The following is a 22,249-nucleotide window of genomic DNA, read 5'->3' on the forward strand; positions in this document are numbered from 1 at the left end:
GCAGGCGGACAGCCGCCTGCGCTGAAGCTCCGGCGCGCCGGGGAAGTGTCAGCCCTCCCTCACCCCTTCGCCTCGTCGAGCTTCTCGCGGACCTTGGTCGCCAGCTCCTCGTAAAGCTCCTCGTTGTCCTTGAGCGCCTGCTTGGCGGCATCGCGGCCCTGGGCGAGCTGCTCGCCGTTGTAGGCGAACCACGAGCCGCGCTTCTGGATGAGGTCGAACTCCAGCGCCAGGTCGAGCAGCGAGCCGGTCGAGGAAATGCCCTCGTTGTACATGATGTCGAACTCGCAGGTGGTGAAGGGCGGGGCGACCTTGTTCTTCACGATCTTGATCTTGGTGCGGTTGCCCTGGACGGTCCCGTCGGTCGCCTTGATCTGACCGATGCGGCGGATGTCGACGCGGACCGAGGAGAAGAACTTGAGGGCCCGACCACCGGGGGTGGTCTCCGGGTTGCCGAACATCACGCCGATCTTCTCGCGGATCTGGTTGGTGAAGATGCAGACGGTGCGGGCCTTGGAAATCAGCGCGGTGAGCTTGCGCATCGCCGCGCTCATCAGGCGAGCCTGGGTGCCGACGGTGGAATCGCCGATCTCGCCGTCGAGCTCCTGCTTGGTCACCAGCGCGGCGACCGAGTCGAGCACGATCACGTCGATCGCATTCGAGCGGACCAGCGCCTCGCAGATCTGCAGCGCCTCCTCACCGGAACTGGGCTGCGAAATGAGCAGGTCGTCGAGATTCACGCCGAGCTTGCGGGCGTACTGCGGGTCGAGCGCGTGCTCGACGTCAATGAAGGCGGCGAGCCCTCCCCGCTTCTGGGCCTGGGCGATCGCGGTGAGGGTAAGAGTCGTCTTACCCGAGGATTCCGGACCGAAAACCTCGACGATCCGGCCGCAGGGGAAGCCGCCGACGCCGAGGGCGCGGTCGATGACCAGGTTGCCGGTCGGGATGACGTCGATGTCGATGGCGTTCTCATCGCCCATCCGCATGATGGCGGTTTCGCCGAATTCCTTCTGAATCTGGGAGATGGCGAGGTCCAGATTGCGTTTGCGGGCATCAGCGAGTTTGTCGGAGGGATCAGCGGTCTTGGCCATGCACCGGGATGTCGCAGCCCGGAGTGCTCCGGTCAACAAAAAAAGATGTTCTCTTGAACAAAAAGATGCCTCAGATCCGTTTCTCCCGCAGCGCCTTGGCCACGGCACCGGTGTTGGTGGTCACGCGCAGCTTGTCGTAGACCCGCTGCATGTGTTTCGAGACGGTGGCCAGGCTGATATGGTCAACGCATCCGCGATCTCCTTCTTCACCATGCCTGCCACGCCAAGCGACCGAACCCGGCTTCGAGTTTGCCGGGCCCCGGCCGCCGGGAAATTTTGTAACGTTCACCTACTGTGTTCTGTTACCCACTGGAAGCTGACGCTCCGGCGACCGCAACGGACATGCCATTCAGGAAGCAGAACGAGGGGAACGAATTGCAGACCTACGTCACCCTGATGACCGGCCATCAGGCCAACCTGCGTGCCTTCATCGTGTCGCTGATGCCGGGAAGCCAGGACGTCGACGATGTCCTCCAGAACACCAACGCCGTCCTCTGGCAGAAACGCGCCCGCTTCCAGCACGGCACCAACTTCACCGCCTGGGCCTTCAAGATCGCGCGCTACGAGGTGCTCGCCTACCGCAACCGGATCAAGCGCGATGGGCTGATCGTCTTCACCGACCGCCTGGTCGAGGCTCTCGCCGAGATGGGGCCCTTCGAGCAGACCAACGAAGAAGTGCTCGCCGCCCTCGATGGGTGCCTCGAAAGGCTGAGCGACAACCAGCGGAATCTCGTCAAGGCACGCTACACCCCCGGCAGATCCCTTGAACAACACGCGGCCACGGTCGATAAATCGCCTGGGAGCCTGCGGATCGCCCTGCTCCGGATCCGGGCCATCCTCAGGGATTGCGTCGAAACCAAACTCGGCACCAAGTTCGCATGAGTCCCTCCGAGTTGGAATCCACCATCCTCCGAATGCTCGATGGCGAGCTCTCGGCCGAGGAGGTCGACGCCCTCGAGGCCGAACTCTTGGAAAATGTCGCCGCCCGTGAGACCTATCGGGAACTTGCCCGGATCCATTCGATCCTCGAAACGCGCCACAAGGGGCAGGCATTCGTCCAGCAAGCGGGAATCGTGCCGATCGAACGGGTCATGGCCCGCCAGCGGAGCCGGATCGTCAGAATCGCCCTGACGGCGGCGGCCGCGATCATCCTGATCTCGGCCCTGGTCCTGTCGTTGCTGCAGGTGCCACCTTCGCCGATCGCCAGCTTCCGGGTCACCCCGGACTCCGAGTTCACCCTGGCCCACGCCCAGTCGGAGGACGGAGACCCACTCGATGGCCAGGTGCTGGCGGCGGGCTCCTCGCTGCGCATGACCCGCGGCACCCTGGAAAGCACCTTCGAATCCGGAGTGCGGGTGGTGGTGGAGGCACCCTGCAGCCTGAGGGTCATCCGCCATGACCGGGTCGCCCTCGACGAGGGGGTCGCCTGGTTCGAAGTTCCGCCCGGTGCCGAGGGATTCACGGTCGACACCCCGGGACTGAGCGTCGTCGACCTCGGGACCGCCTTCGGCATCGATGCCTCCACTGTCGGTCGGGAAGAGGTCCACGTGACGCGGGGCGCCGTCGAGGTGACTTCCCGGATCGAGGGTGGCGACGTGCAAACCCTGCAAGCAGGCGAAGCCCGGCGGGTGGACGACCAGGGGAAACTGCACCGGATCGACGCCGACGGCGACCGCTTTGCGACGGTCCTCCCCAACATTGAGGGCTTGGTAGGGCACTGGAAGTTCGAGTCCCAGTCGGACGGCCTCACGCCGGATGCCTCGGGAAACGGTCACTCGGGACGTATCGAGGGGAACGCCACCATCGTCACCGATCCGGACCGCGGCAGGGTGCTCTCCCTCTCCGGCCTCCGATCCAGCGGCGATGGGGTCGACATCGACTCCGTCCGGGAGATGCCGACGCTGCTCGCCCACCGGGGAGGCACCCTGGCCGCCTGGATCAAGCGGAACCCGGACGCCTCCGCCGGCTACGAGCACGGCTACATCGTCGCTCTCGGCGCCAGCGAGGATGCACCGGTGATGACGCTCGGGATCACCCAGTCGTCCAAGCGGGTGGTCGGCTATGTCGAGGGGGATGGAGGCTCGGACCAGGTCCAAGTGACGGGAGACACCGTAGTGGTTGACGGCGCGTGGACGCATGTGGCCATCACCTACGACCGGGTGAACGACGAAGCGATCACCTACGTCAACGGCGTCGCGCAGGGCTCGCCCACCGACATTTCCACCGTGGGCGACGGGGCCTTGGATTGGCGCCACGGAGCCATCGGCCGGAACCTGGATCACTTCGACCGCGACGACCGGTTCTTCGGCGGCCTGATCGACGACGTCCGGATTTACGACCGCCCCCTGCCCGCCGAGGACATCCGGCAGCTTCTCCGGGAATGAAATGGGCGCCCGGTCAGAACCGGACCGACGAGAAATTCCCTTTTTTGTGTAACGTTCCGCCCCTCCGTTTTGTCTCCCAATGAGTCCATCGATGACTCTCCAAGCCCCCGTGCAACCGTCTTGATCCCCAATCATTCATGAAGCCAAACATCTCAGCTCTCCTCGCCGGATTCTGTCTCTCAGTGCTGTCCGCAAGTGCCGCCACCATTACTTCTGTCACGTGGAACGACCCCGTTAATGGGAACGTTACCAGCACAGACAACACCGGCATCGAAATCCAATACGCGTCGACGCTGGTATCCTTCAATGTCGGCACGACCACCTACAGCACTTTCTCGACCGCGACTTCGACCACGGCCTCGGGGGGCACCGGCATCACTCCATATTGGGGCATCAATGCCACGAATCTGACGGCGGCGGATGACCAACTCTCCGTGACCGACAATCGAATCGACACCGGGATGGTCAACATTGGCAACGACAGCGAGTTCTTCTTTGCCGCGCCCACCAGTCTCGACCAGATCTTCTTCGTCTTTGATGCTGGTGGCGGCGATGGAAACAGAACGGTTGAATTCATCGACGGCGCTCTCGGCAACGTGGTGGGCAACTCGATCACGGTGGATTTTTCCACCACCACGATCGCACAGATGGATTTCGAGCGCGTGAATGGTGCTGGCACGGCCGTAACCAATAACACGGGTTTCCGGGGCGTCGCCCTTTCCTTCTCGGATTTCGGGATCACCAATGCAGCGACGCTCAGCTCCATCGCCGGCGTCCGCATTGATGGCGGCGACAGTCTGGACCCAACCATGCTCGGTTTCGCAGCGGTTCCGGAGCCCGGAAGCGTGGCACTGATTGCGTTGACCAGCGGTCTGTTCGTCCTTCGCCGCCGTCGGTAAGCGTTCCACCCACTTTCGGTATCCCGTTCCCCCCCGGGGTGATTCACCTTGATGAGCCGGGCGGCGTCGCTGCCCGGCCATTCTTTTGCCCATGAAACAGCATAAGCATCCCCTATCCCTTGTTCTCAAGGCGGCCAGCCTTCTGACACTCTTCTCCGGTGCCACCTTTGCCGGCACCACCGCCTACCGCGACATCATTCTCGCCGACAACCCGATCGTCTACTATCAGTTCGACGAGACCAGCGGCACGACCGCGGCGAATTCCGCCACCACCGGTTCCACCTACACTGGGACGATCAGCACCGCTGGCGGATCGGTCACGGTCGGGCAACCGAGCTTCGGGCAGGGCGGCACCGCCTACGACTTTGGTGGCGGCTTCGTCGGGTCGGCCTCGGCTCTGACGAGTTCGCTCAGCGAATGGACGGTCGAAGCATGGGTGAACTACGACCCCAACAAAACCAGTGCCTCCAATTTTCTCTCCAACGACCAAGGCGGCTGGAACGACGACGTCCTGTTCGGCATCGGAGCGGAGACCGGGGCTGTGGGCGTGGGTGCGGGTCAGGTCGGTCTGGTGCACCAGGGCAACCCCGGATCAATCCGGGAAGTGGTGGGATCCACCATCGATGCCGGTAGCTGGTATCATGTCGTCATCACCGGCAGTGAAACGGCAGGTGCGCTACAGCTCTATGTCAATGGCGTGCTGGCCGACTCGAACACGGACCTGGCCAACGGTGCCACCTTCAATGGAGCGGACGGTTTTCTTGGGGCTACGGCCCACCTGACGATTGGCGCGGCACGACCGGATTCAACCGATGGCGGCTACCGCCCCTACGACGGACTCTTGGACGAGGTCGCCATCTACGGTTCCGTGCTCGATGCCGCCACCATCCTGGCCCACTACAATGCCGGCAATTCCACCGCCGGAACACCGCCGGTCATCAGCGCCCTGAGCCCGGCCGATGGCGCCTCGGACGCCCTCCTGTCTTCCGACCTCGTGGCCACCTTGACCGAACCGCTGGTCTTAACCGGAGCAGGCAGCGTGACGATCCGCAACCTGACCCTCGGCGCAGGCTCGGACACCGTCATCAACCTCCCGGATGCCCGCGTCTCGGTGGCCGGTGCCCAGTTGACCATCAATCCGTCCACGGACCTCGACCTGAACACCCAATACGCGGTGCGGATCAGCGCCGATGCCGTGCAGGACCAAGCCGGAGACGCCTTTGCCGGCATCCTCGACGACAGCACCTGGAACTTCACGACGATTGCCGAGATCGACACCACGGCGCCGGCGCTCGCCTCGACGGTTCCCGCCGACAATTCCATCCTGCTGGACCGCACCGCCAACCTCGTGGCAACCTTCGACGAACCGGTCGCCCTGACCGGCAACGGCACCGTCACGCTTCGCAATCTGACTCTCGGATCCGGAGCGGATCTGGTGATTACCCTGCCGAATGCGCAGGTCACCGTCTCGGGTTCCGACCTCACCATCAACCCGACGGCGGATCTCAACGATGACACCGCCTACGCGGTCCGCATCAGCGCGGACGCGGTGGAGGACCTCTCGGGCAATCCCTTTGCCGGGATTCTGAACGACACCGACTGGAACTTCAGCATCCCCGCGGAGGCACCGGAAGGTGGTGTCGCTCCGGGAGCCTGGACTCTGGTGGTGCTGCCGGACACCCAGAAGTATGCGGAATTCTACCCCGGCGTCTTCAGTGCACAGACCGCCTGGATCCGGGACAACGTGCGCCTGCGCAACATCCGCTACGTCCTGCATCTGGGCGACATCGTGGACAACAACAACGATACCGAATGGACCCGGGCACGCACCTCGATCCGCGTGCTGGACGGAGCGGTGCCCTACACGCTCGTTGGGGGCAACCACGACTACGGGCCGGGCGGAGGCGCAAGCACCCGCGACACCCTGATGAACGATTACTTCTCCTACGCCAAGACGGCGGCCTGGCCGACCTTCGGCGGTGCCATGGAAGTCGGCAAGCTCGACAACACCTACCACCTTTTCGAGGCCGGAGGGACGGAGTGGATCATCTTCAACCTCGAATGGGGCCCGCGTGATTCCACCATCGCGTGGGCGCGGGGCATCTACGACCAGTATCCGACCCGCAAGGGCATCCTCATCACCCACGCCTACATGTATTCCGACAACACCCGCTACGACTGGGCCACCAAGGGCAGCAGCCAGAGCTGGAATCCGCATGACCCGGTCTACAGCACCCCGGGCGGCGTGAACGACGGGCAGGAACTCTGGGACAAGTTCGTCAAGGACTACAACTTCGCCATGACCCTCAACGGGCACGTGCTGAACGACGGCACCGGCTATCTGCTGGAAAACAACCTCGCCGGCGACCCGGTCCACCAGATGTTGATCAACTACCAGATGCGCACCCTCGGGGGCGAGGCCTACATGCGCATCCTCGAGTTCCACCCGGACGGGCAGACCGTGAAGGTCTCCTCCTATTCGCCGCTCGAAGAGAACTTCCTGACGGCCGCGGACCATCAGTTCGATTTCACCCTGCCGCTCGGGGCGGCCGACGCCGACAGCGACGGCGTGCTCGACTACTATGATCCCGACTACGACACTGACGCCGACGGGGTGAACAACTATGATGAATTCGTCATCCACGGCACGCACTCCGACAAGGCCGACAGCGACGGCGACGGCATCGGCGACGCCGAGGAGATCGCGGGCGGGACCGACCCGCTGCGCAACGATGCCGCCACGGTCTCGCTGATCCAGGGGGACCCGGTCGGATTCGACCTCTTCACCGAGCAGATGATCCTGGATCTCAGCCCGGACACCACCTTCCGCGTCGAGGGCAGCGAGGTCAGCATCGATCTCCAGATGCGCAGCAGCCCTGACCTGACGAACTGGTTCGACGAGGGCGATCCGGTCAACTGGACCACGCCGAAACCCGCCGACAAGCAGTTCTACCGGTTGCAACTCGGCCCCAATGCGCCAGCGCCTTGACCAAGCCCTTGAAACAAAAACCCGTTCGACTCCTGACCATGAACGCACAACAAAATTCAAAGCTTCTCCCTGACATCGCGGTGCTCACAGCCCTGATATTGGCGACAGGTCCATGGGCATCCGCCGGCACCACCGCATATCGCGACGTCATCCTCGCTGACAATCCGATCGTCTACTACGAGTTCGACGAGACCAGCGGCACGACCGCAGCGAACTCCGCCACCACCGGCACCACCTACACGGGAACGATCAGCACGACCGGAGGTGCCGTCACCATCAATCAGTTCAGCTTCGCCCAAGGCGGAACCGCGTATGATTTCGGCGGCGGCGCGGTCTTGTCGGCAAACGCCTTGCAGAACTCGCTGACCGCATGGACCGTCGAGGCGTGGGTGAACTACGATTCGGCCAAGACCACCGCGTCGAATTTTTTGGGCAACGACCAAGGCGGTTGGAACGATGATGTCCTGATCGGCATCGGCCCCGAGGATGGCGCCCGCGGTATCGGCCCAGGAAACGTCGGCATCATTCACCAGGACAATGCAAATACGACCCGGGATTTCGTCGGCGCCGCATTGTCCGCCGGCGAGTGGCACCATGTGGTGATCACCGGAGAGAACGGAACGGGTGCGGGGACAAGCACCCTCACCCTCTACATCAATGGCGTGCAGGTTGCCCAGAACTCGACCATTGCAGGCAACGTGACCTTCAATGGTGATGGCGGCATCGGAACGCCGAATCTGACCGTTGGTGCCGCAGGCCCTGATGCTTATGGAGGGCGGCGCCCCTACGACGGACTCCTCGACGAAGTGGCCATCTACGATTCCGTGCTGGATGCCACCACCATCCTCAACCACTACACCGTGGGCTCATCCACTGCGAGTGTCCCGCCGGTCATTGCCACACTCAGCCCCGCTGACGACTCAAGCGGAGTGCTCATTTCCTCGGATCTGGTCGCGACCTTCAGCGAGCCGGTGGTCTTGACCGGAAACGGCACGGTCACAATCCGAAACCTCACCCTCGGGTCGGGCTCGGACATCGTCATTCCCCTACCGGACCCGCAGGTCACGGTCAGCGGCAGCACCTTGACGATCAACCCCGCCACCGACCTCGCCGTCGCCACCAGTTATGCGATCCGGATCACGGGCGACGCCATCGAGGACGTGGACGGCGAGGCCTTTGACGGCTTACTCGACGACAACGCCTGGCATTTCGCGACTGCGGCCCCTCCCGGCCTGGTCGGCAAGTGGGAATTTGAATCCGAAGCGGGCGGGGTCACGCCCGACTCATCCGGCAACGGCCATGATGGCACCTTGGAAGGAAATGCAAACCTGACCATGGACGCGGAGCGCGGCAGCGTGCTGGAACTGTCGGGCCTCGGAGTCGATGCCGACGCGGTCGATATCGACGCCATTCTTGAAATCCCCACCCTTCCCTCGGGTCGCGGCGTGACGCTGGCGGCATGGATCAAGCGCAATGCGGACGCCTCGGCCGGAGACATCTACTCCTACGTGATCGGTCTTGGCGACAGCGGGGACATCCCGATCGTGACCCTCGGCATCGACGATGCCACGGGTCTGGTGAAAGGCTTCATCGAGGGTGAACTCGCGGGCAATGATCAGGTCGACGTGGATGGGGACACCGTGGTGACCGATGGCGTCTGGACACACATCGCCGTCACCTACAACCGGATCAACAACGAGGGAATCACCTACGTCAACGGGGTCGCCCAGGGAAGCCCCACCGATATCTCAGCGGCGGGTGATGGCGCCCTGGATTGGAATTTCGCGACGATCGGACGGCGGACCAATGTCAGTGGATTGGATTCCGCCCATTTCGGCGGTCTCATCGATGACGTCTGCTACTATGATGAGGTGCTCACCCCGGCCGAGATCGCAGCGCTTGCCGAAACTGGAGGGGACAGCTTCAGCGACTGGGTCGACGGCTTCTTCCCGGGTGAGACCGATCCGGCCATCATCGGCCTGGATGCGGATCCCGATGGCGACGGCATCGACAACGGCATCGAGAACTTCTTCGGCACCCGGCCGGACCAGTTCAACCAGGGCTTGCAGGCGGCTGACGTCACCGGCAATCAGTTCACCTTCACCCATCCGGTCAGCGACAACCCTGCCACGGACCTGACCGCAGGCTACCGTTGGTCGAAGGACCTGGTGACCTTCACCCCGAGCGGCGACAGCCATGACGGCACCACCGTGACGATCACCCCGGGTGCGCCGACGGGAGGATTCGTCACCGTGACGGCGGACGTCAGCGGCACCTCGACCAGCAGGCTTTTTGTCAGAGTTGAAGTCACCCAACCGTGATGCAAGCTTGGCCGAAGATCATCTGCGCCACTGCGATCGTAGGGTGCATGGCTGTATTGCAGGCGGGCACACCCTCCTATCGGGAGGTGGTCCTGGCGGACAATCCGATCGTCTACTACGAGTTCGACGAAACCAGCGGCACCACTGCCGCCAACTCCGCCGCCACGGGATCAACCTACACCGGAACCTTCAACACGGATGGTGGCCCGGTCACCGTCGGGCAACCGAGCTTCCCGCAGGGCGGCACTGCCTACGACTTCGGCGGCGGCTTTGTCGGCGCGGCCTCGGGCCTCACGAATTCCCTCAGCGAATGGACGGTCGAAGCCTGGGTGAATTACGATCCCGCCAAGACCGGTGCCTCCAATTTCCTCGGTAATGACCAGGGCGGCTGGAACGACGATGTGCTGATCGGCATCGGCGCGGAGAACAACAACATTCCTGCGGGCACGGTCGGTTTGGTGCACCAGGGAAATCCGGGGAGTGTGCGCGAGACGGTGTCGTCTCCAATCCCCGCCAGCCAGTGGCATCATGTCGTGATCACCGGCAGTGAAACCGAAGGGGCGCTGCAACTTTACATCAACGGCGTGCTTGTGAACTCGAACACCGTCCTCGCCAACGGGGCCACCTTCAACGGAGCGGACGGTTTTCTTGGGGCGACAGCCCACCTGACGATCGGCGCGGCGCGACCGGATTCGACCGACGCCGGCTACCGCCCCTACGATGGGCTCCTGGACGAGGTCGCCATCTACGATGCGGTGCTGGATGCGACCACCATCCTGACCCACTACAATGCCGGCAATTCCACCGCCGGCACGCCGCCGGTCATCGCGGCGCTGGACCCTTCGGACGATGCCACCGAGGTGCCGCTCTCGGGAGATCTGGTCGCCACCTTCAGCGAACCGGTCGTTTTGACCGGCACCGGCACGGTCACCCTCCACAACCTAACTTTGGTGCCGGCTTCGGATGTTCTCATCAACCTTCCCGACCCCCGCGTCTCGGTGTCCGGTTCCACCCTGACCATCAGCCCCGCCACCGATCTCGAACTCGACACCCGCTACGCGGTCCGGATCAGCGCCGATGCCCTCGAGGATGTGTCCGGAGATGCCTTCGCCGGGATTCTCAACGACGAGGATTGGAGTTTCACGACCGTGGCCGAGTTGGATACCACCCCTCCCCGGATCGTCTCGACGGTGCCTGCGGATGACAGCACCGAGGCCGATCCCTCCACGGATTTGGAGGCGAACTTCGACGAGCCCGTGACTCTTACCGGTGGGGGAAACGTGACTCTCAGAAACCTGACTGCCGGGACCGACACCCTCATCGCCCTGCCCGACGGGCGGGTGACGGTCGCCGGCTCCACGCTGACCATCAACCCCACTGAAAATCTTGCGGAGGGAAGCAGCTACGGCATCCGGGTAAGCTCTGATGCGATCACCGACCTTTCGGGCAACGGCTTCGCAGGCATCCTCAACGACACCGACTGGAACTTCTCCATCCCCGCAGCGAACACGCAAGGCGGCCTTGAGGTCAGCACCTACGCGCCGGATGCGACCGGGCTGCAGCTGAAATGGCCGACCCACATCGCCTTTGGTCCCGGCAGCGAAGAGATCATTACCGACCTGAGGAACAATCGCTTTCTCTATCGCGACGGGCCCGACGCCGCCTGGCTCGCGTCGCCGGTATCGGTCAGCGGGCCCCACTCGCTGGCCTACAACCCGGTCGACGGGCTTTACTACGCCAACGACACCGCGAATCACCGGATGATCGCCTTCAGCGATCTCTCAAGCGGCACCATCGCCGCCCAGACCAACTCGATCGCCGGCGTTGGCCTGAATCGTCCGCACGACACATTGTATGATCCGGATACGGGCTGGATCTATGCCCTCAATCCCAATTCGGGGCACGTGTTCCGCTTCACCGCGATCGGCCAGAATGAGACCGCGGTCCAGGCGCCCACCGGCGGTTATGCGCGGGCCATCAGCCTCGTCAACGGCAAGATCTACGTGGTCGGATCTTCCGCCGGCCGGATCGTCGAGATCACCGACTGGGACACGCCGACCTTCACGATCTACAACAGCTACGACCCGAGTGGGGGCAGCGGATCCGCGGGTTCCTGGGAACGGACCGGATTGGTCATCAACGATGCCGAGTATTTTGACGGCTACTGGTATGTCACCAGCTACTTCACCGAATCCTTTGCCGCCGGCACCGACTTCAATAAAAACAAGTTCATCCGCTTCGAGACTTTTGACCAATTCGAAACCGGCAACTGGGAAGACCTCAGCGACCTGGTTCCCAGTGGAATGAACCCCTACTTCCTCACCGTCCACGACGGCAGCCTCTATCTGGCCATCTTCAACCACGAATCGGCCGGGAACGGAGACGCCATTCTCCGCTTCACGCCCGTCGCCGACGACTTCAACTCATGGATCTCGGACCCATCCTTCGGACTCGATCCCGCCGAGCAGGGCTTTGCTCTCGATCCGGACGGCGACCGGCTCAGCAATGGCCTTGAAGCGTGGTTCGGCACCCACCCCGGCCAGTTCAATGCGGGCCTCACCGGTCTTGCCACCGACGGTGTCACCACCACTTTCGTCCATCCGCGGAGCAAGGTCCCGCCCAGCGATCTCAGCGGCTTCTACGAATGGTCCCTGGATCTTGAGCATTGGTATGTTGGTGATGGCAGCGCCGGTCCACCCGGCGGCCCCACCGTTCACCTTGCAGCCAGTCTTGCCGACTCCAGTGCCATGGTTACCGCCACCGCCAGCGAGGCGCTGGACAAGCTCTTCCTGCGGGCCGGAGTGGCGCAGGAATGAGTTGAACCCCCCCAGCCAAGCGGGGGTCGGAGAACTGCCGGATTTCTTGCGCGGGATGAAGCGCTCCGGCTCGCCACAGGACAGTCTCTTCCGTGCGTTTTCTTCGGCTCAAATGAGCTTCTCACGCAGCGCCTTGGCCACGGCGCCCGTGTTGGTGGTCACGTGCAACTTCTCATAGACCCGCTACATGTGCGTCGAAACCGTGGCCACGCTGATGTTCAAGACTTCGGCAATCTCCTTCTTCACCAGGCCATCGGCCATCAGGCGGAGAATGTCGCGCTGGCGTGGCGTCACCCCGTAGTCGTCGCCGCCCGGTGAGTCGTCCTTGTGAGCCAGGGTGTCCAGCACCTTGCGCGCCACCTCGGGCGCCATCGAGGCCCCGCCGTCGATCACCTGACGGATCGCCTCGCCGATTTCCGCGCGAGTCGACGATTTCAGCACGTAGCCCGACGCTCCGGCGCAGACCGCGCGGAAGATTTTGTCGGCATCGTCGAACACCGTCAGGATCACGACCTGCGCCCCGGGCGCCTTGGCCTTGAGATGAGACAGGGCCGTGATGCCGTCCATGCCGGGCAACTGCACGTCCAGCAGGATGACCTCCGGCGTGCCGCCGGCATCGAGCGCGGCGAAGGCCTGTTCCACCGACCCGTATCGGCCGCCGCATCGCATGCCTTCCAGGCGGTCGATCGTGCGCTGCACCCCGGTGGCGAAGATCTCATTGTCTTCCACCAGCCAGATCTCGGTTTCGGTTTTCATCGGTTGGTTCGGTGATGGGCTGTACCAGATGCTTCAATCTTGCGGGTCAGATGGAATTCACCGCAAAGACGCGAAGAACGCCAAGTCCCGACCGGTGAGACTTATACCTCTGTGCATTAGGTCTTCGGAATCCGGGCGCGCAAGGTTTCAGGCTTGTGGGGTACCGTCCCGAAAGCAAACGAGCCGGATGGCCCGCGCGGACTTCAGACCTTCAGGCCGGGGCTTTCCCGACTATCCAGCGAGCGCCACCGGTCCCGAGCTTTCGCGGATCGATGCGTGGATCGCCTTGAGATCCTCCCCTTCGGCCAGCGGCAGGCGCGGCTCCCAGCGTCCTCCGGAGCGATAGGTCACCCAGTCGAGGAAGGTGCGGATCACCTCCGAGACCAGCTGGCCTTCACCGCAACGGCCCGGATCGACGATCCCGCTGAGCTCGCTTTCCCGGCAGGAGTCGCAACGCGAAAGCATCACCCGGCAGACGTTGGGGAGGTCGTGGGTGGCATCCATCGCCGCCTGGCCGCCGAGGACCACCCCGCCGAGCGAGGCCAACCCGCGGAGCACCACCTCGATGTCGTTCCAGGTGTGGAAGCGGGGGTTGTCGAGATCGGCCCGGGTGACGATGAAGCGCCGCAGTCCGGGCTGGCCGGACAGATGGCGGATGTCTTCGAAGCCGAACCAGCCGAAGCGCGAACCCTGGAGTTCGCGCACGCGGTTCAGAGCATCGCAGGTTTCCCGCTCGAGGCGGGCGAGATCGCAGCCGCAGGTGGCACCCACGGCGAGCGAATAGGGGGGAGAGGACGCCTCAAGCCAGTTGGACAGGCGCCCGACCGTCGAGGGATAACGGTCGCTTTTTCTTTTCATGGGATCCCCTATATCGCTCCGCTCCGCAAATTTTTCCATCGAAATCTTGGGCCCGGTCGCAAATTTCTGCCCGACCCGAATCGGAGTCATGGATCAGGATTCGCCGCTCACCGCGAGGCCGGCCATCGTCCGGGTCATGAAGCGTCGGGCCGGACCGATCCGCTGCATCGCCCGGAAGAAAACCCGCCGAGCCGGGGTCAGCCATTCGCGCTCCGACTGAAACCATGGCCGCACGCGCCAACCCTGCCGGGCCAGCAGCACGGCCAGGGCGGGCCCGGCCGATCCACAGCCCGCAATCGCGACCGAGCGCTCAGCCTTCATCGCGGGAAAGTTCGGCGATCAGGTTTCTTCCTGCGAGCTGCCCCAGCATCTCCAGCTCGCCGCGCAGCGTTTTCCAGGCCGCTTCGCCCTCGTCGCACGGCATCCCGCAGGGTGTGAAGGAACCGAAGCCCGGATAGCCGGGCGCCGCCGCCGGATCGCCCTGCGGCGTCGCCAGGGTGAGAAACGGCCGCCCGTCGCGCTGCCGCAGCAGCAGCGGGTGCATCCAGCACGACACCGGCTTCCACCACCACGGGTGCCGCCCTTCATCGACGGCCAGACGTTGGAGCAGGCAGCGGTGCTGCGAGTCGAGGAAGACGCAGCGGGTTATTGGAAAGTGCGCCGGAAAATCCTCCGCCAGCTCCACCTCCGAGGCCCCGACCGTTGCGGTCTTGATTCGTCCGCCCCGGCGCTCCCGCCAGTCACTACGGTGGAAACCGTACTTGGCCAGCCGCCCCGCCACCCCGGCGATCCCGCTCTCCTGCTCGGCATCGAGGAACACCCCGTCGTGGCAGCAGGTCGCCCGGCACTTCGAGAGATCGCAGACCTTCAGCGGCATGGCGAAGGCCTCGTGATCGAGCGCCGCCTCGTGGATCTGGCGGCCGAGTTCGCGCTCCGCCCCGGGATAAGCAATGCGCTTCATCATGGTCCGTCTGTCGGCGCTCCTTCACGCCTCTTCCACCTCCTCCAGGCAGTCGACCAGTTCCGCAAACACCTCCGGTTCCCGGGCCCGGTCGGGCGAGCCCTTGAGGCAGGAGGTGAACCACTTCTGCAGGCGCGAGCGGCGCTCGGAGGAAAAGCCCCGCGCAAACCCGTCGCCGCCTTCGTCGAGCGAGGCCGGATCGCGACGCCCGTGGGCCCTCGCCAGGATGCTGCGGTAGCGCACCAGCATCGAATCCAGCAGGACCCAGGGAAAGTTCGGGTTCTTCGGCGGACCGACGACGAGCGTCTCGCCGTCGCCGGCATTCCACTTCAGGCCGCCCCCCAGCTTGATCTTCAGCTCCGGCAGCTTCCCACCCTTCAGGAAGGCCGCCGTGCCGCCCCCGATCGCCCCGATCACCGTGCCGAGCATGAAGCTGTGACCGCCGACCCCGAAGTCGATCACCCCGCCCGCCGCGCCGCCGGCGGTGGCCCCGGCCGCCACCAACTGCCAGCGATTCAGGCCCCACCGGCGCCAGGTCTCCTCGGTCGCAAGGTCGAGCCCTCGATGCGCCGCGGGGTCGACGTCGGCCTCGATGAGATGGTGGCGGTAGATCCCGAGCCAGCGGTCGAGGCAGGCCGCCTCGAGCTTGGCCAGCTTGCCGTAGTACTCGACGATCAGCGCCTCCTCCTTGCGTTCGCGGCGGGCCGGCACCCCCTTGTCGCGCTCGTCCAGGCCCTCGCGGGTGCGCAGGGTCAGCGTCTTTTCGAGAAAGTCCACCAGCGCCTCGGCCGCGTCCTCGCGACGCTGGTCCCACTCGCGCTCCATCGCCTCGATCACGTGCTCGATCCGCCCGGCGTGCCGTTCCTCGATCTGGAGCAGGGAAAGCAGCAACTTACGACGCTCGTCGTACTTCGCCCGGTGGGCGTCGAAGGTCCGCACCAGGTTGAAGGAGGTCCCGAGCCGCTCGCGCCAGGCCTCCTCATGTTCGTTCGGCTCGCCCTGGGGATTGAGCAGGGCAAGCCGCGGCCGGCCGCTCCAGCGCAGGATCTCGATCTCGGCGATGAAGGAATCGCGCAGCGGCTTGCAGGGATCGACCACGTAGAGGATCCCCGCGCCCTCGACCACCGGGCCGAGCAGCCGCACCTCGTCGGGAAAATTGTCACCGCATTCCTCGACGAAGCGCCGCACCTCGCCCGGCCCCGGCGTGCCGCCACCGGCCATCCGCTCGATCTCGCGCATCGCCTCGACCGGCTGCTGGAAGCCCGGCGAGTCGAAGAAGCGGATCCATTCCTCGTCGTCGTAGATCACCGGCAGCGGCTGCACGGCGGTCGTCTCGCCGGGCGTCGGCGAGACCCGCAGGATCGCGTCGTCGTCGACCTCCAGCAAGGTCGCCAGGGTCGCCGTCTTGCCGGCATTCACCCGACCGACCACGACGAAGGCCGGCACGTCCGCGTTCCACCATTCCTCGCTCATGGGGCTTCGTAGAAAATCAGTTCCAGTTGCCGTGGCCGGGGCTTCCAGCCCCGTCGCCGATCACTTTTCTTCATGATGGCTCGAAAAACACGAGTTCCAGTTCCTCCGCACCCCGTTCATCGACGAAACGCTCCCACTGCGCGCGCTCGTCGTCGGTCACCGCCTCGATCCCGCCCTCGACCGGATCGCCGACCAGCAGCACCCGCCGTCGTTCCCCGGCGCGGGCCGCCACCTCGGCCAGCGCCCGCTCCATCTGCCGCGGTGCGAGCGACCAGCCTTCGGCGAAAAGCACGATGCCGGCGGGCGCCTTGGCCAGCGCCTCCCGGGCCGCGTCCTCGCGGGCCTCGTCGAGCACGCCGAGGCTTTCCCAGGCGGTCGGATTCATCCGCAACCGGCGCAGCAGGAAGGGCCTCAGCGCCTCGTGATCCGGCTCGGCCCCGCCGACGGTGATTACCAGTGCGCCATCGACCGGACCCTTCGGCTCCTCGCCACGGCGGACGGCATTCAGCTCGCGCCACAGCTTGCGGTGATGCGGGGCCTGGAAGGTCAGCCGGGCGAGCGAGCGACGCTTCTGCCAGCCCGCCCAGGCGGCCAGCAGCACACGCGGCAGCACGCCCCAGACGACGAAGGCCATCAGCGAAAAGCTCCACCACCCGCCGCCCTGCTCCATCCACGCCGAGCCGATCTGCGATCCGGCCACATCCGGCACCGCCCGCCCGAGAAATCCGGCCCAGGGCGCGGACAGCACCGCCACCGCCTGCTCGAGAAACTCCCGCATCGCCGTCTCGGTGGTCGTTTCCCAGAAAAACCCGACCTGCTTGAAAAGCACCATCGCCCCGAGCCCGGCGAAGGCACCCGCGTGAAAGGCCGCGGCGACAAGCTGGGTCCGCGCGGCCAAGTGCCAGGCCAGCACCCTGGCCAGCTCGCCACTGCGGCGGATGCGGTCGAGGCCGGCGCGAAGCTCCTCACCGGCGAAGCGCAGCGACACCTTTTCCAGCAGTCCCCCCACCAGCCCGATCCCGGGCACGCAGCCGCGGAAAAGCCACGCAAGCGCTCCGAACACCAGCAGCAACCACGGCAGGACCAGCGTGGCGGAAAGCATCCAGATCACGTTCACGCCCGAGCTTTCGCGGTCGAGCGAGCCCCACACCGCCCCCGCCCCGGCGATCGCGGCGACCCCGGCCAGCAGCATCGCCGCCGCCCCGAGCCCACCGGTCCAACGTCCTCCGGGTCCCTCGGTTTCACGGGATCGAAGCCAGCGGCGCATGACCACCGCCCGGCTGCCGCCATCACGGTCGGGCTTCGCCTTCCCGTCCCACGACGCCAGCGCGCTTTCGAAGTCGATCAACTCCGCAAGCGTCCAACGCGATCCATCCTTCGCAGGCACATCCCGACTCTCCGCATCCACAAGTTGCTGGCAAGCCCTCGTCACCGCGGAATTCGGAGTGGCCGGACCGGGAGGGACGGCTATCTTGCCGGGAAAATCCAGCACCCGATGTCCAGCACCCATCCCCGGCACGCAGGCCTTCTCGCCCTGGCCGTGACCACGATTCTGATCCCGTTCGCCCGCGGGCAATCCGTCAACTTCCCGCCCGGAACCGCGCCCGCGGTCGCCGAGTTGCCGTCGGGCCGTTTCCAGCAGGAACTGCGCGCACTGCCCCCGGTGGCCCAGGCCCGTGCCCGCGCCTGGCTGAACGACATCCATTTCACCGAGAACGACGTCCACTCGATGCACGCCGACGCCTCCGGCGGCATCTGCTTCGCCTGCCGGTTCCATGCGCCGCCCGCCGAGGAACTGCCCGCCGACGAGAGTGAACCCACTCCCACCGGCGATCCGGTGCCCGAGGCGGCGGCGATCCCCATCGACCCCTTTCCCGAAAGCCTGAAATTCAGCAGCCGGCCGGGTGCGACCAACGTCATCTACATCAATTTCTCCGGCCAGACGATCGAGGGCACCGAATGGAACACGGTGGTCGGCCGCACCAGCTTCACCGCGCTGCCCTTCAGCACGGACTCCGACTACACGACCTTCAGCGATGCCGAGCAGACCGCGATCAAGAGGGTCTGGCAGCGCATGGCCGAGGACTACGCCCCCTTCGATGTCAACGTCACCACCGAGCCGCCGCAGACCCTCACCAACCGCACCGCGGTCGCCCTGGTCACGCGCAACACCGACTCCGACGGCAACCCGAATCCCTTCAGCACCGCCGGCGGGGTGGCCTACGTCAATGTCTTCGGCCGCAGCGACTTTGCGTCGCGCTACAGCCCGGCGTGGGTCTATCAGAACAACCTGAGCAACAACGAATCGTTCATCGCCGAGGCGGCCTCCCACGAGATCGGCCACAATCTCGGCCTCAGCCACGACGGCCTGACCACCGGGGCCGAGTACTACGGCGGCCACGGCAGCGGCGAGACCTCCTGGGGCACGATCATGGGCACCGGCTACAACCGCAACGTCAGCCAGTGGTCCAAGGGCGAGTATTTCAACGCCAACAACACCCAGGACGACCTCGCGGTGATCGCCGGCAAGCTCGCCTACCGCCCCGACGACCACGGCAACACCCCGGGCACCGCCACCGCCCTGGTGATCAGCGGCGGAAACCAGGTTGCTTCCACGGATTTCGAAACCGACCCGGACAACACCAGCCCGGACAACAAGGGCATCCTCGAGCGCAACACCGACCTCGACGTCTTCTCCTTCGTCCACGGCAACGGGCCGCTCAACCTCGCGGTGGCCCCGTTCTTGATGCCCGCCGGAACCCGTGGCGGCAACCTCGACGTCCGGCTCGAGTTGTACAACGAGACGGGCCAACTCGTCACCACCAGCGCCCCGTCGACCCAGACCGGGGCCACCCTTTCAACGACGCTCACGGAAGGGCAGTACTTCCTCCACGTGCGAAACGACGCCGCCGGCAGCCCGCTTTCCTCACCGCCGACGGGCTACACCTCCTACGGCAGCATCGGCACCTACCACCTGAGCGGCACCATCACCCCGGCGATCGCCTTCAATCCGCCGCCACTCGCCCAACTCCAGGCCTCCGACCTCACCGCTATCGGGCAGTCGAGCCAGACCCTCACGGTCACCTACTCCGACGATTTTGCCATCAACACCGCGACCATCGACTCGGCGGACATCCGCGTGACCGGTCCCGGTGGCTACGATCAGCTCGCCCAGTTCGTCTCCATCAACGACCCGGCGAACGGCTCGCCGCGGGTCGTCACCTATTCCCTGCCACCGCCGAGCGGCTCGGAATGGACGGCGGCGCACAACGGCACCTACATCGTGGCGGCCGAGGCGGAACAGGTCGCCGACACCCAGGGAGCCTTCGTCGCGGCCGGCCCGCTCGGCGGCTTCGAGGTCGCGCTGCCGGTGCCGGTCTTCTCCGCCAACATGGATTTCAATCCGGGATGGACCCTCCAATCCGGCTCCGGCCAGGACCCCGGCTGGGAATTCGGCCCGCCCGCCTACGGCACCACGGCCGACGCCCCAGCCTCGGCCTTCACCGGCGGCAACATCATTGCCTACAATCTTGGCGGCAACTATCCGAAGGGACTGGGCACACCGCTCTATGCCACCACGGCTCCCATCGACGTCAGTGCCGCCTCAAACCTCACCCTCCAGTTCCGGCGATGGCTGCGGCTCACCAATCAGGGCACCGGCACCGTCGAGGTCTCCACCAACGGCTCCAGTTGGACGACGATCTGGACCGGCTCCTCGATCTCGGACACCAGCTGGCAGCTCGTCCAGTATGCGCTGCCGTCGTCGGTGGAAGGCAGCTCTTCGCTGCAGATCCGGTGGGGCCTCAGCTCGGGGAATCGCCCCCAAACCGACATCGGCTGGAACATCGACGACGTCCTGATCCTCGGCGACGGCGCCCTCGACACCGATCCGCCGGCTGCCTCGCTCAACGTCGGCGGCATCACGCTCAGCGGCACGCCAAGCCACTCGTGCAGCGTGACCTTCACCGATGATACCGCCGTGCGCCTCGCCAGCCTCGACGAACTGGATCTCGTGGTCACCGGACCGAACGGTTACACCACCTTCTCCCTCGTCAACGAGGTCGAAACCAGCACCCTCGGCTTCATCGGCGCCGACCTTGGCACCGACGGCTCGCCGCTCACCGCCAGCTACGACATCCCCGCGCCCGACGGCTCCCAGTGGGCATCGGCGGACAATGGCACCTACACCATCACCCTGCGCGCCGACAGCGTCGAGGACACGCTCAACAACACGGTGGCGGAAGCCGTGCTCGGCACCTTCGAGGTGGCCATCAGCGAGGTCCAGCCCGCCGAGCTCACCATCACCCCGGAAGCCGGACTCACCACCGCGGGAGAAGTGGGCGGACCCTTTTCTCCGCCCTCGATCACCTTCACCCTCGGCAACACGGGCGGCGAGGCCCTCGCCTGGACCGCCAGCAAGACCGCGCCGTGGTTCGACCTGAGTGCCGCTTCAGGAACCATCCAACCGGCCGCCACGGTCGAGGTCACCGTCTCCCTGAACGCCCAGGCCGCCGCCCTCGAGCCTGGCGATTTCAGCGACATCATCAGCTTCGTCAACACCACCAGCGGCATCGGAAACACCAGCCGCGACGTCAGCCTGACCGTTTCCCCCGCCAGCGTGCCCACCCGCTTCTCCAGCTACGGCCTCAATGCCAACGGCGTCTTCGAGTTCGTCATCAGCGGCACCCCGGGCACCACCGTGGCCGTCGAGTGGTCCAACGATCTAAACGGCTGGAATCCGCTGGTCAGCGGCGAAATCGGTCCCGAGGGCACCGTCACGCTCGAAGACCCCACCGACCCGCTCCCCGACCGGCGCTTCTACCGCGTGACCGGTCCGTGATTCGGGCGGGCACGGAGGATCTGCCCCGACCCACCCCGGGGGCGGGATTCCGGCCCATTCTCAGCCGAACAACTCGTCCGTCCCGAAGGCGAGGTCGCAGGGTGCCGCCGGACCTTCGTGCCAGCCGCAGGGCTCGTCCTGACTCGCGCAGGCGACTTCGGGCACCGCGCCCCTCACCGCAGCCAGGGCGACCTCGGCGGTGTTGCAATCGCGGCTCAGGTGGCCGAGCACCACCCGCCTCAATCCGTCGGGAGCCAGTTCGGCGACCAGTGCGGCGGCCTGGGCATTGGAAAGATGGCCGTGGCGCGAGGCGATGCGCTGCTTGGTCGACCACGGACGCCGGGTGTCGGCCTCGAGCAGGCCGTCGTCGTAGTTCGCCTCGACGAACAGGGCCTCGACCCCGCGCAGCGCGTCGGTCACCCGCGAGGTCACGTGACCGCTGTCGCTGACCAGGCCGAAGGACCGCTCCTCCGAGCGGAACACGAAACCCACCGGCTCGACCGCATCGTGGGGCACGGCAAAGGACTCGATCGTGAGGCCGTCGAGCGAGAAACCCGCGCCGCTTTCAAAAATCTTCCAGCTCGCCGCCCCGACCTGCTCGCGGACGACCTCGCGGGTCATGGGCGTGGCGTAAATCGGCACGGCGAGGGATTTCATCAGCACCCGCAGGCCACGGACATGGTCGCCGTGCTCGTGGGTCAGGAGGATTCCGTCGAGTGATGCCGGGGAAATGCCCATCATTTCCAGCCGCCGGAGGATCTGGCGGGCGGACAGCCCGGCGTCCACCAACACCCGCGTTTTTCCGGTGTCGACCACGGCGGCGTTGCCGCCACTTCCGCTCCCGAGCACCGCAAACCGCATGGC

The 22,249-nt window shown here is 65.3% G+C and carries 16 protein-coding genes; 7 read left to right on the plus strand and 9 right to left on the minus strand.

Annotation, left to right across the window (positions count from 1 at the left end):
* Positions 1-59 precede the first annotated feature (59 nt).
* Both recA and ACG2LG_RS01520 read right to left on the minus strand, forming a co-directional pair.
* Positions 60-1,088, minus strand: a complete 1,029-nt coding sequence (recA, locus tag ACG2LG_RS01515) for a recombinase RecA (RefSeq protein ID WP_396255706.1) — start codon at positions 1,086-1,088, stop codon at positions 60-62.
* Between the two features lie 70 nt (positions 1,089-1,158).
* Positions 1,159-1,377 (minus strand): hypothetical protein, encoded by a 219-nt coding sequence (locus ACG2LG_RS01520; protein WP_396255707.1) that lies wholly within the window; start codon positions 1,375-1,377, stop codon positions 1,159-1,161.
* 53 nt (positions 1,378-1,430) lie between these two features.
* Between ACG2LG_RS01520 and ACG2LG_RS01525 the strand changes: the two genes are divergently transcribed.
* From ACG2LG_RS01525 to ACG2LG_RS01550, 6 genes are all read left to right on the plus strand, one after another.
* Positions 1,431-1,970 (plus strand): sigma-70 family RNA polymerase sigma factor, encoded by a 540-nt coding sequence (locus ACG2LG_RS01525; protein ID WP_396255709.1) that lies wholly within the window; start codon positions 1,431-1,433, stop codon positions 1,968-1,970.
* Entirely contained in the window at positions 1,967-3,472 is a 1,506-nt protein-coding gene (locus tag ACG2LG_RS01530; protein ID WP_396255711.1) for a LamG-like jellyroll fold domain-containing protein, read from the plus strand. The genes ACG2LG_RS01525 and ACG2LG_RS01530 overlap by 4 nt, the downstream gene beginning before the upstream one ends.
* A 137-nt stretch (positions 3,473-3,609) precedes the next feature.
* The gene (locus tag ACG2LG_RS01535) at positions 3,610-4,371 is read left to right on the plus strand and encodes a PEP-CTERM sorting domain-containing protein (RefSeq protein ID WP_396255712.1); all 762 of its coding nucleotides are present in this window, start codon (positions 3,610-3,612) and stop codon (positions 4,369-4,371) included.
* A 91-nt stretch (positions 4,372-4,462) separates the two neighbouring features.
* Positions 4,463-7,360 carry an Ig-like domain-containing protein gene (locus tag ACG2LG_RS01540; RefSeq protein ID WP_396255713.1) on the plus strand — a complete coding sequence of 966 codons (2,898 nt, stop codon included), beginning with the start codon at positions 4,463-4,465 and terminating at the stop codon, positions 7,358-7,360.
* Positions 7,361-7,398: 38 nt separating this feature from the next.
* Positions 7,399-9,681 (plus strand): LamG-like jellyroll fold domain-containing protein, encoded by a 2,283-nt coding sequence (locus tag ACG2LG_RS01545; protein ID WP_396255715.1) that lies wholly within the window; start codon positions 7,399-7,401, stop codon positions 9,679-9,681.
* A 47-nt stretch (positions 9,682-9,728) separates the two neighbouring features.
* Complete coding sequence (locus ACG2LG_RS01550; RefSeq protein ID WP_396255717.1) at positions 9,729-12,497, plus strand: Ig-like domain-containing protein; 2,769 nt, start codon at positions 9,729-9,731, stop codon at positions 12,495-12,497.
* Positions 12,498-12,680: 183 nt separating this feature from the next.
* Here the strand turns inward: ACG2LG_RS01550 and ACG2LG_RS01555 are convergent, their stop codons facing one another.
* From ACG2LG_RS01555 to ACG2LG_RS01580, 6 genes are all read right to left on the minus strand, one after another.
* On the minus strand, positions 12,681-13,253 hold the full coding sequence (locus ACG2LG_RS01555) for a response regulator (RefSeq protein ID WP_396255718.1): 573 nt from the start codon (positions 13,251-13,253) through the stop codon (positions 12,681-12,683).
* A 231-nt stretch (positions 13,254-13,484) separates the two neighbouring features.
* Positions 13,485-14,111, minus strand: coding sequence for a hypothetical protein (locus ACG2LG_RS01560; RefSeq protein ID WP_396255720.1), 627 nt, complete (start codon positions 14,109-14,111; stop codon positions 13,485-13,487).
* Positions 14,112-14,204: 93 nt separating this feature from the next.
* Positions 14,205-14,432: a hypothetical protein gene (locus ACG2LG_RS01565; RefSeq protein ID WP_396255721.1), complete on the minus strand. Its 228-nt coding sequence runs from the start codon at positions 14,430-14,432 to the stop codon at positions 14,205-14,207.
* Entirely contained in the window at positions 14,422-15,075 is a 654-nt protein-coding gene (locus ACG2LG_RS01570) for a hypothetical protein (RefSeq protein WP_396255722.1), read from the minus strand. Before ACG2LG_RS01570 ends, ACG2LG_RS01565 begins: the two co-directional genes overlap by 11 nt.
* Before the next feature lie 21 nt (positions 15,076-15,096).
* Positions 15,097-16,545 carry a GTPase/DUF3482 domain-containing protein gene (locus ACG2LG_RS01575; RefSeq protein WP_396255724.1) on the minus strand — a complete coding sequence of 483 codons (1,449 nt, stop codon included), beginning with the start codon at positions 16,543-16,545 and terminating at the stop codon, positions 15,097-15,099.
* Between the two features lie 70 nt (positions 16,546-16,615).
* Positions 16,616-17,932 carry a DUF2868 domain-containing protein gene (locus ACG2LG_RS01580; RefSeq protein ID WP_396255725.1) on the minus strand — a complete coding sequence of 439 codons (1,317 nt, stop codon included), beginning with the start codon at positions 17,930-17,932 and terminating at the stop codon, positions 16,616-16,618.
* Between the two features lie 108 nt (positions 17,933-18,040).
* Here ACG2LG_RS01580 and ACG2LG_RS01585 point away from each other — a divergent pair, with 108 nt between their 5' ends.
* Positions 18,041-21,385 (plus strand): zinc-dependent metalloprotease family protein, encoded by a 3,345-nt coding sequence (locus ACG2LG_RS01585; RefSeq protein WP_396255727.1) that lies wholly within the window; start codon positions 18,041-18,043, stop codon positions 21,383-21,385.
* Between the two features lie 60 nt (positions 21,386-21,445).
* Here ACG2LG_RS01585 and ACG2LG_RS01590 read toward each other — a convergent pair whose 3' ends face one another.
* A complete protein-coding gene (locus ACG2LG_RS01590) occupies positions 21,446-22,246 on the minus strand; it encodes an MBL fold metallo-hydrolase (protein ID WP_396255729.1) in 801 nt (266 codons plus the stop codon).
* Positions 22,247-22,249 lie beyond the last annotated feature (3 nt).

This window comes from Haloferula sp. A504 (assembly GCF_044385805.1).
Lineage (GTDB): Bacteria > Verrucomicrobiota > Verrucomicrobiia > Verrucomicrobiales > Akkermansiaceae > Haloferula.

Bases quoted from the DNA above. Each gene is read 5' to 3' on its own strand.
- ACG2LG_RS01575 (WP_396255724.1), bottom strand. From the start codon at position 16,545: ATGAGCGAGGAATGGTGGAACGCGGACGTGCCGGCCTTCGTCGTGGTC.
- ACG2LG_RS01540 (WP_396255713.1), top strand. From the start codon at position 4,463: ATGAAACAGCATAAGCATCCCCTATCCCTTGTTCTCAAGGCGGCCAGC.
- ACG2LG_RS01565 (WP_396255721.1), bottom strand. From the start codon at position 14,432: ATGAAGGCTGAGCGCTCGGTCGCGATTGCGGGCTGTGGATCGGCCGGG.
- ACG2LG_RS01570 (WP_396255722.1), bottom strand. From the start codon at position 15,075: ATGATGAAGCGCATTGCTTATCCCGGGGCGGAGCGCGAACTCGGCCGC.
- ACG2LG_RS01550 (WP_396255717.1), top strand. From the start codon at position 9,729: ATGGCTGTATTGCAGGCGGGCACACCCTCCTATCGGGAGGTGGTCCTG.
- ACG2LG_RS01530 (WP_396255711.1), top strand. From the start codon at position 1,967: ATGAGTCCCTCCGAGTTGGAATCCACCATCCTCCGAATGCTCGATGGC.
- ACG2LG_RS01560 (WP_396255720.1), bottom strand. From the start codon at position 14,111: ATGAAAAGAAAAAGCGACCGTTATCCCTCGACGGTCGGGCGCCTGTCC.
- ACG2LG_RS01525 (WP_396255709.1), top strand. From the start codon at position 1,431: ATGCCATTCAGGAAGCAGAACGAGGGGAACGAATTGCAGACCTACGTC.
- ACG2LG_RS01585 (WP_396255727.1), top strand. From the start codon at position 18,041: ATGTCCAGCACCCATCCCCGGCACGCAGGCCTTCTCGCCCTGGCCGTG.
- ACG2LG_RS01555 (WP_396255718.1), bottom strand. From the start codon at position 13,253: ATGAAAACCGAAACCGAGATCTGGCTGGTGGAAGACAATGAGATCTTC.
- ACG2LG_RS01590 (WP_396255729.1), bottom strand. From the start codon at position 22,246: ATGCGGTTTGCGGTGCTCGGGAGCGGAAGTGGCGGCAACGCCGCCGTG.
- ACG2LG_RS01545 (WP_396255715.1), top strand. From the start codon at position 7,399: ATGAACGCACAACAAAATTCAAAGCTTCTCCCTGACATCGCGGTGCTC.
- recA (WP_396255706.1), bottom strand. From the start codon at position 1,088: ATGGCCAAGACCGCTGATCCCTCCGACAAACTCGCTGATGCCCGCAAA.
- ACG2LG_RS01535 (WP_396255712.1), top strand. From the start codon at position 3,610: ATGAAGCCAAACATCTCAGCTCTCCTCGCCGGATTCTGTCTCTCAGTG.